General features: G+C 60.3%; 10 protein-coding genes. 6 read left to right on the plus strand and 4 right to left on the minus strand.

Annotation, left to right across the window (positions count from 1 at the left end):
* Positions 1-8 precede the first annotated feature (8 nt).
* Complete coding sequence (locus tag B7L09_RS04230) at positions 9-1,373, plus strand: erythromycin esterase family protein (protein WP_010459331.1); 1,365 nt, start codon at positions 9-11, stop codon at positions 1,371-1,373.
* 48 nt (positions 1,374-1,421) lie between these two features.
* On the opposite strand, the gene B7L09_RS04235 is transcribed toward B7L09_RS04230, so the two are convergent.
* Both B7L09_RS04235 and B7L09_RS04240 read right to left on the minus strand, forming a co-directional pair.
* On the minus strand, positions 1,422-1,874 hold the full coding sequence (locus B7L09_RS04235) for a hypothetical protein (protein WP_010459329.1): 453 nt from the start codon (positions 1,872-1,874) through the stop codon (positions 1,422-1,424).
* Between the two features lie 66 nt (positions 1,875-1,940).
* Positions 1,941-4,781: a cation-translocating P-type ATPase gene (locus tag B7L09_RS04240; protein ID WP_042932846.1), complete on the minus strand. Its 2,841-nt coding sequence runs from the start codon at positions 4,779-4,781 to the stop codon at positions 1,941-1,943.
* Positions 4,782-4,991: 210 nt separating this feature from the next.
* Between B7L09_RS04240 and B7L09_RS04245 the strand changes: the two genes are divergently transcribed.
* The 3 genes from B7L09_RS04245 (at position 4,992) to B7L09_RS04255 (ending at position 8,379) form a co-directional block, all read left to right on the plus strand.
* On the plus strand, positions 4,992-6,059 hold the full coding sequence (locus B7L09_RS04245) for an ArsO family NAD(P)H-dependent flavin-containing monooxygenase (protein ID WP_094467861.1): 1,068 nt from the start codon (positions 4,992-4,994) through the stop codon (positions 6,057-6,059).
* Between the two features lie 207 nt (positions 6,060-6,266).
* Positions 6,267-7,760: an arginine-ornithine antiporter gene (gene arcD / locus B7L09_RS04250; protein ID WP_094467862.1), complete on the plus strand. Its 1,494-nt coding sequence runs from the start codon at positions 6,267-6,269 to the stop codon at positions 7,758-7,760.
* Positions 7,761-7,845: 85 nt separating this feature from the next.
* Entirely contained in the window at positions 7,846-8,379 is a 534-nt protein-coding gene (locus tag B7L09_RS04255; RefSeq protein WP_094467863.1) for an Hsp20/alpha crystallin family protein, read from the plus strand.
* 61 nt (positions 8,380-8,440) lie between these two features.
* Here B7L09_RS04255 and B7L09_RS04260 read toward each other — a convergent pair whose 3' ends face one another.
* Positions 8,441-9,829: an MBL fold metallo-hydrolase RNA specificity domain-containing protein gene (locus B7L09_RS04260; protein ID WP_255141753.1), complete on the minus strand. Its 1,389-nt coding sequence runs from the start codon at positions 9,827-9,829 to the stop codon at positions 8,441-8,443.
* 96 nt (positions 9,830-9,925) lie between these two features.
* Positions 9,926-10,846 (minus strand): universal stress protein, encoded by a 921-nt coding sequence (locus tag B7L09_RS04265; protein WP_094467865.1) that lies wholly within the window; start codon positions 10,844-10,846, stop codon positions 9,926-9,928.
* Positions 10,847-11,141: 295 nt separating this feature from the next.
* Between B7L09_RS04265 and ftsH the strand changes: the two genes are divergently transcribed.
* Positions 11,142-12,950: an ATP-dependent zinc metalloprotease FtsH gene (gene ftsH, locus B7L09_RS04270; protein WP_094467866.1), complete on the plus strand. Its 1,809-nt coding sequence runs from the start codon at positions 11,142-11,144 to the stop codon at positions 12,948-12,950.
* Positions 12,951-13,004: 54 nt separating this feature from the next.
* Positions 13,005-13,430 (plus strand): potassium channel family protein, encoded by a 426-nt coding sequence (locus tag B7L09_RS04275; protein WP_094467867.1) that lies wholly within the window; start codon positions 13,005-13,007, stop codon positions 13,428-13,430.
* The last annotated feature ends 10 nt before the right edge of the window (positions 13,431-13,440 follow it).

The following is a 13,440-nucleotide window of genomic DNA, read 5'->3' on the forward strand; positions in this document are numbered from 1 at the left end:
TAACCGTCATGAATACCCCCTCCCACGACTCGCCGGACAGGGATGGCTCTCCTCGGCACATCGACGTGGCCACCATCGCACCGCTCCTGCGTCAATACGCAGAACCCCTGCCGACGCGGGACTCATCGACCTTTGGTGAAATGTTCGATCGCTACGCCGATGCCCGTGTCGTCATGATCGGTGAAGCCAGCCATGGCACCCGCGACTTCTATGAAACCCGGGCAGCGATCACCCAAAGGCTGATTGAACACCACGGGTTCAACATTGTGGCGGTGGAAGCCGACTGGCCGGACGCCGGCCATGTCGACCATTACGTCCGGGGCCTGGCCCGTTCGGCGTGGAAGCGTCACATTTTCAGCCGTTTTCCGACCTGGATGTGGCGCAATGCCGAGGTGAGGTCATTCGTCCACTGGCTGCATCAATTCAATCACTCACTCGCCCCTGAACGTCGTGTCGAATTCCGGGGCCTCGACATTTACAGCTTGCGCAACTCCATTCATGAAGTGCTGCGCTACCTGGACCAGGTCGACCCGCAGTTGGCCCACGAAGCACGGCGGCGTTATGGCTGCCTGACGCCGTGGCAGGATGATCCGGCGCTGTACGGTCACTTCGTCGAACGCGGCGGCCTGATGCCCTGCGAACAGCCGGTGGTCGAGCAACTCAACGCCATGCTGGCCAAACAACTGGCCGGGCTCGTCCGGGATGATGAAGGGTTCTTCAATGCGGCGCAAAACGCCCGGGTGGTGCAGGCAGCGGAGCAATACTACCGCGCGATTTATCGAGGCTCGACGGCCTCGTGGAATCTGCGCGACCGGCATATGTTCGACACCCTGCAGCGGCTGCTTGAGCACCGGGGGCCCCACGCCAAAGCCGTGGTCTGGGCGCACAACTCCCATATCGGCAATGCGGCCGCCACCGAAATGGGCTGGAAGGGCCAGTTCAATATCGGTCATCTATGCCGCAGTGCCTTTGGTCGCGAGGTCGTGCTGATTGGCATGAGCACCGACCGGGGCCAAGTGGCGGCGGCCGATGACTGGGACGGCGACCTGCTCATCAAGGACATCAGGCCCTCGCACCCGGACAGCTGGGAGCATCAGTTTTTCAAAGCCGGCATTCCAGCGTCGTTGACCGACTGGCGAGACCCGCGCCGCAAAGAACTGCGTCGCGTCCTGAGCAAGCCATTGCTGGAGCGGGCCATCGGCGTGATTTATCGTCCTGAAACCGAGCGTCGCAGCCATTACTTCGAGGCGGCGCTGGCCGACCAGTTTGACGCAATGATCTGGATCGAACAGACCCGCCCCGTGACCGCACTGGCGCTGCCGAAAGGCCAGGCGATCGAACCGGAGGACGAGACCTTTCCGTTTGGTTTGTGAGGCGCAGCAAGATCGATGAAAGCGGCTCCCCTGCGAGGTGCCCCTTCTTCAAAGGCTCAGGCGCTTGGCCAATTCAACACTGGGCACCCACAGCGCGTTGATGCAGCTGTCCTCGTCCTTTTCCGTCACCGGCTCAAGGGCCAAAGGATCAAGCAGGCGCCAGTTGACCATCGCCATCCGCGCAATGCCGTTTTTGTCGAGGAGCGAATTCGCCAGACATTCACACAAGGACCGAGGCAGGGCTCTTGTGAGGGAATCGATGTCGGCATTCTCAAGCTCGATCTCAAAACGCGCTGTGCACCTGTCTGCCAAGTCTTGCGCCGCCTGGGAGGCGAAGTGAGACACCGTAAAGTATCCCGCCGTCAGCCCCACCAGGATCGCCACCAGGAAGGTTGCCTCACGTTTCCAGGAACGGGGACCCGGCCAGCGCAACTGCCCGAGTGCCATCCCTCTGCCTTGGGTCACGTGAACTCCGCTGCTGACGAGTTTGTTGTCTGTCATGACCGTATCTCTCGCCCATGTTTATCAAAACAATGACGCCGATCAGCAAATGCCGTTTGATCTTGATCAACTTGAGTGCAGTTGTGTCCTGTCTTCTCGTCTTGCACGGTGCCAATGCCTGCACAGCTTGCGCAACTCGCTGAACCAGAAGACCAGGCTCGCCATTGCCAGACAAAGACCCCACTGGCTGAGCGTCAATGCACTCGTGCCGAACGCCTTGTTGAGTGGCGCCCAGTGCACCACTGCAATCTGCAAGACCATGGCCAGGACGATGGCGCCCCAGAGCCATCGATTGGCGAACAGGCCGATAAACGCACTGGTTGATTCAGAGCGCGCGTTCAACGCGTTAAACAGCTGTGCCAATACAAGGACGGTAAAAGCGCCCGTGCGTGCTTCCTCCAGCGACGCCTCCCCCGGTATCAACCCTCCCGGCAGCATCCAGTCGACCGTTAACAAACTCGCCAATGCCATGACCAGCCCCACCTCGAACACCCCCACCCACATGCGTGTGTCGATGATTCGGTCCGAAGGCTTGCGCGGGCTGCGTGTCATGACATCCTCGCTATGCGGATCAAGGCCCATGGCGATGGCCGGCGCCGCATCCGTGATCAGGTTGATCCACAGAATCTGCGTGGCCAGCAGCGGCAGGATGATCCCGCCGTTCTCATCCACCAGGCCGATGACGCTGGCCCCCACAACGGCGAGAAAGACCGTCAGCACCTCGCCCATATTGGAAGACAGCAAGTAACGAAGAAACTTGCGGATATTGTCCAGAATCCCGCGGCCTTCACGCACGGCCAATACGATGGTCGCGAAGTTATCATCGGCCAGGATCATTTTTCCCGCCTGCTTGGTCACCTCCGTTCCGGTAATGCCCATGGCAATGCCGATGTCTGCTGACTTCAGTGCCGGAGCGTCATTCACACCATCGCCGGTCATCGCCACCACATGCCCCTGCGCTTGCAGCGCATCGACAATCCGCAACTTATGCGAGGGCGCCACACGGGCATAGACCGAGGTCGACCGGACCGCCTCGGCCAGGCCCGCATCGTCCAGCTTATCCAGATCGGCCCCGGTCAACGCCCCGGCACCAGCCTGGATGATGCCCAGATCCTCGGCGATGCGCGCTGCCGTTCGCGGATGGTCACCGGTGATCATAATGATGCGGATGCCTGCCCGATGGGCTTCGGCAATGGCCGGCGCGACTTCTTCACGCGGCGGGTCACTGATGCCGACCGTACCGATGAAAACAAGGCCGGCCTCAAGGGGTTCACCGCTCGTGACCTCCTCGCCAGCGGCCAAGGGACGGTACGCCACGGAAAGCGTGCGCAATCCCACGCCCGACAACTCATTCACATCAGCCACGGCTTTTGCACGCAGGTCGTCGGTGAGTGGCACGACATCCATGCCGACCTGGACTTGTGTGCAATGCTGGAGGAGCACATCGGGCGCGCCCTTGCTGATCAGCAGTCGCTCGTCGTTGTGCTCATGATCGATGACCAGGGCCGACATCATTTTTCGATCAGAGGTAAAGGGTATTTCAGCCACACGCTCGAAGCGGTTCACGCTGCGTGCCGGCGCATCGAGCTTGCGCTCCGCCACCAGAAAGGCACCCTCGGTCGGATCGCCTTGAACCACCCAGGTGCCGTCTTCCTGCTGCGCCAGCACGGCATTGCCAGCCAGGCTGCCGCCGCGCAATAACAGCACGTTTTCGCTGTGCACCGGCCCCCCACTCAAGGGCAGGTCCTGGTGATGAATCTGCCCTTGCGGGGCGTAGCCGACACCGCTGACCACTCCTTTACCCGACGCAGTCATGGTTTGCTGGATGGTCATTTCGGAACGGGTCAGCGTGCCGGTCTTGTCGGTACAGATGACCGATGCAGACCCTAGGGTCTCCACTGAAGACAGTCGCTTGATGATGGCTTTGCTGCGCGCCATGCGCAGCATGCCGAAGGCGAGCACCAGTGACAGAACGGCAGGCAGCCCCTCTGGCACCGCCGCCACCGCCAGGGACACACCCAGCAGCAAAACCCGCAGCACATCGTCGACCGTCTGAATGTCAGTGAGCATCAGCACGGCCACGACGACCACCGTAGCGATCACCAGAACCGCAATGCCGAGCATCCGCCCTATGGCGCGCACTTCCTTTTGCAGAGGTGTGACCTCTTCGGGCGTGACATCCAGCAGATGAGCGATGGCCCCGACTTCAGTCGCCATACCGACCGCCGTGACCACGCCGACTCCCGTCCCCTGGGCGATGGCTGTGCCCTTGAAAATCATATTGGCGCGCTCTGCCAAAGGCACCTCGGTGCTTGAACACGCGGTATTTTTCGACACCGCTTCACTCTCTCCGGTCAGTGACGCTTCCAGTACGCGCAATTCATTGGCCTGGATGAGGCGAGCATCGGCGCCCACCGAATCGCCCTCGGATAACACCAGCAGGTCACCGACCACCAGTTGCTGACTGGGGATTCGCGTCAGGGCCCCGTCGCGGATGACGGAAGAAGAGGTCTGGGTCAGGTTGGCCAACGCCGCAACAGCTCGCTGTGAGCGGGTTTCCTGGAAAAAACCGAGCAACGCATTAGCCAGCACAATCAGCGTGATCACCAACGCATCGACCGGCCATTCCTGACGGTCCATCAGCAACCAGGTGGCCAGGGTGATGCCCACCGCGACAAGCAGCAGGTACACCAGCGGATCCTGAAACTGCCGCAGAAGATAATGCCAGGCGGGCTTGACCGGTTGGGTCCGTAACTCATTGGGTCCGTCACGACTCAGACGGGCCTGGGCTTGCGCGCTGGACAAGCCCACGCGCAGATCAGCGTCCAGCTCGCGGACAAGCGTTTCGACGTCTTCGAGGTGGGGAGAAACGATACGGCGTTTACCACTCTCAACTGCGCGATTCATTTGATCCCCTTTTACAACGGAGCGTGCGCCGTTGATCCATTGATAGCGTAACGAACGCGAATGCACGGGATGACGACATCGCCAGCGCCAATGCCTACCTGGGGCCGAAGTTGGCGTTTTGAACCGCTGCACCAAACGCTTGAGCAACATCAACAAATAGGTGATCCGCCTGGGGTATCTTGGCGTGACTTTGCGCCCTGAGGATTCGCCATGCCTTCTACCCCCACCGAAGTGGACGTCGCAATTATCGGCGGTGGCCAGTCCGCACTCGCCGTGGCTTACTTTCTGCGTCGAACAGGGCGTTCGTTTGTGATTATTGATGCCGAAGCCGGACCGGGCGGCGCCTGGCGGCACGGCTGGCATTCCCTGCGACTGTTCTCACCCTCGACCTGGAGCTCCATCGCCGGCTGGATGATGCCGCCGGTCACGGACGGCTACCCAAGCCGCGACAACGTACTCGATTACCTGCACCAGTATGAGCAACGCTACCAATTCCCTACCGCGCGGCCCTATTGGGTGAACGCGATTGAACGCCGGGACAATCGCCTGCACCTCAAAAGCGATAGCCGGAGCTGGCTGGCCCGCACGGTGGTCAGCGCGACGGGCACCTGGCGCCATCCCTTCCTGCCGCACTACCCCGGCATTGAAACCTTCACCGGCCAGCAAGTGCATTCCGCCCACTACGTCGACGCCAAGCCGTTTGCCGGAAAAAAGGTCCTGGTGGTGGGCGGTGGCAACTCCGGTGCACAAATCCTCGCTGAAGTCTCGCAAGTGGCTGACACCACCTGGGTCACCCCACAGCCGCCACAATTTCTCGCCGATGACGTCGATGGCCGAGTGCTGTTCGAACGCGCCACCGAACGCTGGAAAGCCCAACTCGCCGGCACCGTCATTGAACAACCGGTCGGTGGCTTGGGCGATATCGTGATGGTGCCGCCCGTCATCGAAGCCCGGGAGCGCGGCGTATTGCACGCGGTTCGGCCCTTCCTGCGCTTTACCGAAACCGGCGTGGCGTGGGCCGATGGCTCGCAAACGCCGGTCGACGCGGTGATCTGGTGCACCGGGTTCCGCCCGGCCCTTGGCTATCTGCAATCACTGGGCGTGTGCTCCGCCGATGGGCGCGTGGCCGTCGAAGGCACGCACTCCATTCAAGAGCCGCGCTTGTGGCTGGTGGGCTATGGCGACTGGACCGGCGCCGCTTCCGCAACACTGATCGGCGTCACGCGCACGGCACGCAGCACCGTGGAAGAAATCGATCGATTTTTAACGGAACACTGAATGTAAGGGTCATCACCGCGGTGGGGGCGATTCATCGCCCCAAGGTCTTTCGTAAAAAACTCGCCGACGCCGGCATAACTGTTTCCCCCGTATCTGACTTAAATCAAAGACGGGTAGCCCGTTCACGCCGACATTTAGAGCCAGCATTCGCACCAGCGCATTCGCGGTGAGTGCAGAGAACTCTCGTCTCGTCTCGTGGAGGCTGACATGGCTACCCAACTGCAAGGCACTCAACCGATTATCCCGCCGACGGTCCCCCATCCGCTGGCGGGCAGCTTGCGAAAGGTCGAGCCCAAGCGACTGTCCCTGAGTTTGCTGATCGCCCTAGTGGTCGGTTCGATGATCGGCAGCGGTATTTTCAGCCTGCCGCAGAACATGGCGGCCAGTGCCGGAGCCGGGGCGATTCTGATTGGCTGGTTGATTACCGGGGTCGGCATGCTGTCCCTGGCCCTGGTCTACCAGTCCTTATCCAACCGCCAGCCGGCCCTGGACAACGGCGTGTTTGCCTATGCCCGGGCTTTGGGCGGCGAATTCCTCGGCTTCAATTCCGCCTGGGGCTATTGGATCAGCGCCTGGATCGGCAACGTCAGTTACCTGGTGATTCTGTTCGCGGCGCTGAGTTACTTCTTCCCGCTGTTTGGTGAAGGCAATAACAAAGCGGCCATTGCCGGGGCGTCTGTGGTGCTGTGGTCGTTGCACTGGATGATCCTCAGGGGCATGCGCACCGCGGCGCGGGCCAACGCGTTGACGACGATCGCCAAGATTGTGCCGTTGCTGCTGTTTATCGGCCTGGTGATCGCAGCCTTTCAGAAAGAAACCTTCACGGTCGACTTCTGGGGTTCGTCGGCACTGGGCAGCACGCTTGATCAAGTCAAAAGCACCATGCTGGTCACCGTGTGGGTGTTCATCGGGATCGAGGGCGCCAACGTGTTTTCCGCCCGCGCCGCAGAACGGGCCAACGTCGGTCGCGCCACGGTCATCGGTTTTGTCATCACCCTGTTGCTGCTGATCGCGGTGTCCCTGTTGTCACTGGGCATTCTCAGACAACCGGAACTTGCCGCGCTGAAAAACCCGTCGATGGCCGGCGTGCTTCAGGCGGCGGCCGGGCCTTGGGGCGCAGTGCTGATCAGCATCGGTTTGATCATTTCGGTGGGCGGCGCCCTGCTCGCCTGGACGCTGCTGGCAGCGGAATCGGTGTTCACACCGGCCAAGGAAAACGTCATGCCGGGGACACTCGCCGTGGAAAACACCCAAGGCGTGCCGGCCCATGCGCTGTGGATCACCAACGGCTGCATTCAACTGTTCCTGTTGCTGACACTGTACTCGAGCGCCAGCTACCTCGCGCTGATTTCCCTGGCCACGTCGATGATTCTGCTGCCGTACCTGTTCAGCGGTCTGTACGCGCTGAAATTGACCTGGCAGGGCCAGACCTACGCCGGTCACAGGGGCCTGCAACTGCGCGACATGGCCATCGCCCTGGTCGCCACGCTGTATTGCGTATGGCTGCTGTATGCCGCCGGGCCTAAATACATGCTGCTCAGCGCTTTGCTTTACGCCCCCGGCTCGTTGATTTACCTGGTCACGATGAAGTCTCGCCAGGGCCAACCGCTCAGTGGTCCTGAAACTGGACTGTTGATCATCATCTGGACGGCGGCTGCCTTTGCAGGGTGGATGCTGTGGTCCGGGACGCTGGCCTTGTAAGGGCGAGTGAACATCGGGCAGCCCGCCCCCTGGCCTTGAAACCGGCCAGGGGGTCCACCCTTCAATCCCAAGAGGAGTATTGAAAATGAGCAATTCCGTGAAAAAAATGCCGATAAAGACTGAGGAAAAAGGGAATCAGCCCTCCGTCACGACAGACCTTTGGAGACCTCTGGAAAAACTCCGGCAGCAGGTCGATCAACTGTTCTCGGACTTTGGTCACGGCCGGGGGCTATCCCCCTTCAGTCGTGGGCTGTTCGATGTCGAGCCTTTATGGTCGCAGGAGTTGACGGTCCCCAGCCTGCCGGCCGTGGACATCACCGAGAAAGACAAAAGCTACGAAATCACCGCCGAACTGCCCGGCATGGATCAGAAAAACATTGAGATCAAACTGTCCAACGGCAGCCTGATCATCAAAGGGGAAAAGAAAGAAGACAAGGAGGAAAAACGCAAAGGCTATCACCTCAGTGAGCGCCATTACGGCTCCTTCGAACGGGTGTTCAGCTTGCCCAAAGGCGTCGATGCCGAGAAGATCGACGCGAGTTTCAGCAAAGGCGTGCTGAGCATCTCGCTGCCGAAAAAGCCAGGGTGGATGCTGTGGTCCGGGACGCTGGCCTTGTAAGGGCGAGTGAACATCGGGCAGCCCGCCCCCTGGCCTTGAAACCGGCCAGGGGGCTTTTTTATCAGAACGATGAGCTTGAAGACGGATCGATGAGCGTGAGGTCGACGCTGTCACGGTACTCCGGCACCGACACCGACCAGCCCAACTCCAGGCTGATGCGCCGACGCAAGACATCCGAGGCATTGGGCTCGCCGTGCACCACATAGGTGTGTTTCGGCGGCCGCTTGAACCCGCGCAGCCACTCAATGATCTCGTCGGCGTCAGCGTGCGCGGACAGGGTTTCCATCGGCACCACCTCGGCCCGGATCGGCACGTCCTTGCCGTGGATACGCACCGAAGGCGCACCGGCGATGATTTGTGCACCGCGGGTGCCGCCGGCCTGGAAGCCCGGGATCAGCAGGGTATTCAGCGGATTCGGCGCCAGTGCCTTGAGGTGGTGCAGCACCCGCCCTCCGGTTGCCATGCCGCTGGCGGCGAGAATTACCGCAGGGGTGCGCATCTGATCCAACTCGATCGAGTCGCGGGTCGCGCGGACAAAATGCGTGCCTTGGCACATGCCTTCGCATTCCTCCAGCGACAACCTGTGCTCACTGCGAAAACGCTGATACAAGCGCGTGACATCCGTCGCCATGGGGCTGTTGAGGTAGATCGGCAAGTCTGGGATCGCATGCTGCTGTTTGAGTCGATACAAGTGATACATCAACAACTGCGCTCGCCCGACCGCAAACGAGGGCACCAGGGTGATGCCATGGCGCAGCGCGGTGCGGGTGATGACCTCGGCCAGTTGTTTCTGCGGCGACTCTTCAGGGTGCCGACGGTCACCGTAGGTCGACTCTATGAGCAGGTAATCGGTCTGTTCGATGGTTTCCGGGGCGAACATCAACGGATCGTTCGGCCGCCCCAGGTCCCCGGAACACACCAGCGTGATGCCATCGGCGACGATTTCAACGGTCGCGGCGCCCAGGATATGCCCGGCCCCGCGCAACAGAATACTGAGCCCCGGAACAATCGTGACCCGGTGGTGCAACTCCACCGGATGCAACAGCTTCAGTGCGCGTTCGGCGTCCTGCTCGGTGTAAAGCGGCAACGCCGGGGCGTGTTTGGAAAAGCCGTGTCGATTGGCGAATTCGGCCTCTTCTTCCTGCAAGCGACCACTGTCTCGCAGCAAGATTTTGACCAATTCACAGGTGGCGGGCGTGGCATACACCGGACCGCGATAACCATTGCGCGCCAGCACCGGCAAGTAGCCGCTGTGATCCAGATGGGCATGGGTCAGCACGATGGCCTGGAGGTCGCGAACCGGCAGCTGGAAAGGGTCCCAGTTGTGCAAGCGCAGTTGCTTGTAGCCCTGGAACAATCCGCAATCGATCAGCACATGTTGATCGCGATGCTCCAGCAAGTACTTGCTGCCCGTGACGGTGCCCGCAGCACCAAGAAATGTCATTCGCATGGCCGGCTCCTTGAACATTCATGGAAGCGCTATTGATCGCTCCTTTCGGCTCAAGGGCAGTTGATTTTTATCAACTGTGGCGCAACGGGTGGCCGTTCAGTCGAGCCAGGGGCGTGGCTTGACGAACATCAAACTGCACGGTGCGTGGTTCAAGACGCTCTCAGCGGTACTGCCGATGAACCGGTCGATCCCATGGCTATAAGCCGTCCCCAGCACCACCATGTCGAATGCGTGCCGCTTGGCGACCAGACCGATGACTTTGTGTGGAATGCCGGTCAGCAGGTGTCGGCGTTGTTTGTCGATGCCGTAGCGTTCGGCAAGTGCCTCGAAGGCCTCTTCCTGGGCATCGTTGACCGCGTCTCTCAGGCTGTCATCCAGACTCAGGGTCGGCACACTCATCGTTGCGTCGCCCACCACCGACCAGTTGCTGACGTTAAGCAGGTGCAAGGCACCGCCACAGGAGACCGTCAGTGTCGAGGCCAGGTCGAGAATCCGGTCGTTGAGCCCCTGGGTCAGATCCTCCAGATGGGACAGATCGATGACCGCGAGAATGTTCACCGGCTTGGGATTCCTGGCTTCTGTGACCAGATGCAAATGGGCCGGGCAGTCGCGCAGCAACAGCCAGTCCAGTGGCCGATGGAACGCTCGGTCGAGTGCCGGTACGTGGTGAGTGTCCTTGATCACCAGATCCGCATGGAAATCGTTGACGTATTCAAGCAGGTGCGCCCGGCTGGATTTGGCCCAGACCACTTCAGTGGTCACCTGAAACCCGCTGCCTCGATGAAACCGGGCTTGCTGTTCCAGCCACTGACGATGCACCTGCAAGTAGCCCTCCCGTGCCTGGGCCATCGCGTCGTGATCAAACAGCCCGGCCACCGCCAGCGCCTGCACATAGTCGAAGGCGACGATGTGCAACAACGCACCCGTTGCACTGGCCAACGCATGTGCGCGGTCGAACGCCGGAGTCCGGATCATTTCGCTGGGTGCAATCAATAAGATACGTTTGAGTTTCAGCATCACCTACCTCGTCCTGGAAGCGATTTATTGCCTTACCGCAAACCCGACTCCTGTCAGCGTTTGTGCAGCTCTTCAGGCTGATGGCGGCTGCAAAGCTGTTGTGTGAGTATCAGGCGTTATCCAGCGAGGGCTCTGATCTTTGTCAACTAATGGGAGTCTTTCGGCGGGCGTCCCCATCGACCTGCGGCTCACAGAAGCATTGTTGATTTAACTCAATGATTTTTCGTCGCCCAGGCGTAGAAAACACTGACCCGCTAATGACGAAGGCTCGCCATGTTGACCGTCACGCTGATCAATACACTGGAAAAAAACCCACCAATGGAACCTGTCTTACTTCGCCATCGCGTTTGTCGTGCTGACCCTCGTTCAGTTTTTGTTTATCGAACGGCGTGTGGTGCAGAGCATTCCGTACAGTCAGTTCCTGCAACTGCTGAGCGAACAGAAAGTCAGCGATTTGCGGATCGAGAAGGACCAGATCAGCGGCAAGCTTCAAGAGCCCATCGACGGACGCCTGCAGTTCTCGACGGTGCGGGTCGATCCAGCACTGGCGAGCGACCTCGCGCATTCAGGTGTCGGCTTTACCGGCATAAATGAAAATACTTTCCTGAGTGGCCTGCTGGGCTGGCTGTTGCCCTTTGTGCTGATCATGGTGGTCTGGCATTTCCTGTTTCGCGGGCTGGCGGAAAAACAAGGCATGGGCGGGCTGATGAGCATTGGCAAGTCCCGCGCCAAAGTGTTCGTCCAGCGCGATACCGGGGTGACCTTCGCCGATGTCGCCGGCATCGATGAAGCCAAGGCCGAACTGGTGGAAATCGTTTCATTCCTCAAGGACAAGGCCAAATACTCACGCCTGGGTGCGCACATTCCCAAGGGTACGTTGCTGGTCGGCCCGCCCGGCACTGGCAAGACGCTGGTGGCTAAAGCGATCGCGGGTGAAGCCGGTGTGCCGTTCTTCTCGATCTCGGGGTCTGAGTTCGTCGAAATGTTCGTCGGCGTCGGCGCCGCCCGCGTGCACGACTTGTTCGAACAGGCTCGGGAAGCGGCGCCCTGTATCATTTTCATCGACGAACTGGATGCCTTGGGCAAAATGCGTGGCGTCGGTGCATTTGGCGGCAATGATGAAAAAGAGCAAACCCTCAATCAATTACTTGCCGAACTGGACGGATTCGATCCGCGTGAAGGCGTCGTTCTACTCGCCGCGACCAATCGCCCGGAAATTCTCGACCCCGCCCTGCTGCGAGCGGGTCGGATCGATCGCCAGCTGCTGATCGATCGCCCAGACCGCAAAGGCCGTCAGGCCATCCTCAAGGTTCATCTTCAAAAAATCGTCGTGGAGCCCACGCTGGACAGCGAGCAGATTGCCGACATCACCACGGGCTTCACGGGCGCTGACCTGGCCAATCTGGTCAACGAAGCGGCCATCGTCGCTACGCGTCGCGGCGCTGACGCGGTCAATCTTGCAGACTTCACCGCAGCGGTGGAACGCATTGTCGCCGGGGTCGAGCGCAAGAGCAGCGTGTTGCGTGCCGACGAGCGTCAGGTGGTGGCCTATCACGAGATGGGGCATGCCCTGGCCGCCAGCAGTCTGCCGGCGATGGACCCCGTGCATAAAGTCTCGATTGTGCCCCGGGCCATTGGCTCGCTGGGCTATACACTGCAACGCCCCACTGAAGATCACTTCCTCATCAGCTGCCAGATGCTCAAGGACCGGATTGCCGTGCTGATGGCCGGTCGAGCCGCCGAATTCCTGGCGTATGGCCAGATCTCCACCGGCGCGGCCGACGACCTGGCCCGCGCCACCGATATTGCACGTCAATTGCTCACCCGGTTTGGCATGAGCGCCGAACTGGGTCTGGCGGTGCTGGAGCGAAAAACGGCCACCTACCTTGGTGACAGCATGCAGGGCGTCAGTGAGAAAGACTATTCGGAACAAACCGCCAGGGAGATCGACCTGGGCATCCGTGCCCTGCTCGACGAAGCCTACACCCGGGCCAAGGCGTTGCTGCAGAGCCGCCGCACCGATCTGGACGCCGGGGCCCGTCTCTTGCTGGAGAAAGAAACCTTGACCCCTGAAGAGTTCCCCCCGCTTCAGCCCATTCAATGATTTTTCGTCGCCCAGGCGTAGAAAACACTGACCCGCTAATGACGAAGGCTCGCCATGTTGACCGTCACGCTGATCAATACACTGGTGGTGATCATCGTCGTGGTCATCCACTACGAATGCCTGTTACGGCTCAACGATTGGCTGCCCCGCCTCAAACTCTGGAGCCGCTTCAGGATCGTCGTCGGGGTATTCGGGGCCCTGTTTGCCCACGCATTGGAAGTCTGGTGCTTCGCGTTGGTCTATTACCTAATGGTGCGCTCCGGCGAATGGGGCACCTTGACGGGTAACTTCGATGGTTCGTTCATGGACTGCGTGTACTTTTCCTTCACCACCTACACGACCATCGGCTTCGGCGATATTTCACCGGTAGGCAACCTCAAATACCTGACCGGCCTGCAAGCGTTGACCGGTCTGGTGCTGATTACCTGGACGGCGTCCTTCCTGTTTCTTGAAATGCAGAAGTACTGGAAGCGCAAATAACCGTGCCAGT

This window comes from Pseudomonas mandelii (assembly GCF_002251635.1).
Taxonomy (GTDB): Bacteria; Pseudomonadota; Gammaproteobacteria; order Pseudomonadales; family Pseudomonadaceae; genus Aquipseudomonas; species Aquipseudomonas mandelii_B.

Excerpts from the sequence above, each read along its gene's own strand:
- B7L09_RS04230 (WP_010459331.1), top strand. The coding sequence starts at position 9 with ATGAATACCCCCTCCCACGACTCGCCGGACAGGGATGGCTCTCCTCGG.
- B7L09_RS04235 (WP_010459329.1), bottom strand. The coding sequence starts at position 1,874 with ATGACAGACAACAAACTCGTCAGCAGCGGAGTTCACGTGACCCAAGGC.
- B7L09_RS04240 (WP_042932846.1), bottom strand. The coding sequence starts at position 4,781 with ATGAATCGCGCAGTTGAGAGTGGTAAACGCCGTATCGTTTCTCCCCAC.
- B7L09_RS04245 (WP_094467861.1), top strand. The coding sequence starts at position 4,992 with ATGCCTTCTACCCCCACCGAAGTGGACGTCGCAATTATCGGCGGTGGC.
- arcD (WP_094467862.1), top strand. The coding sequence starts at position 6,267 with ATGGCTACCCAACTGCAAGGCACTCAACCGATTATCCCGCCGACGGTC.
- B7L09_RS04255 (WP_094467863.1), top strand. The coding sequence starts at position 7,846 with ATGAGCAATTCCGTGAAAAAAATGCCGATAAAGACTGAGGAAAAAGGG.
- B7L09_RS04260 (WP_255141753.1), bottom strand. The coding sequence starts at position 9,829 with ATGCGAATGACATTTCTTGGTGCTGCGGGCACCGTCACGGGCAGCAAG.
- B7L09_RS04265 (WP_094467865.1), bottom strand. The coding sequence starts at position 10,846 with ATGCTGAAACTCAAACGTATCTTATTGATTGCACCCAGCGAAATGATC.
- B7L09_RS04275 (WP_094467867.1), top strand. The coding sequence starts at position 13,005 with ATGTTGACCGTCACGCTGATCAATACACTGGTGGTGATCATCGTCGTG.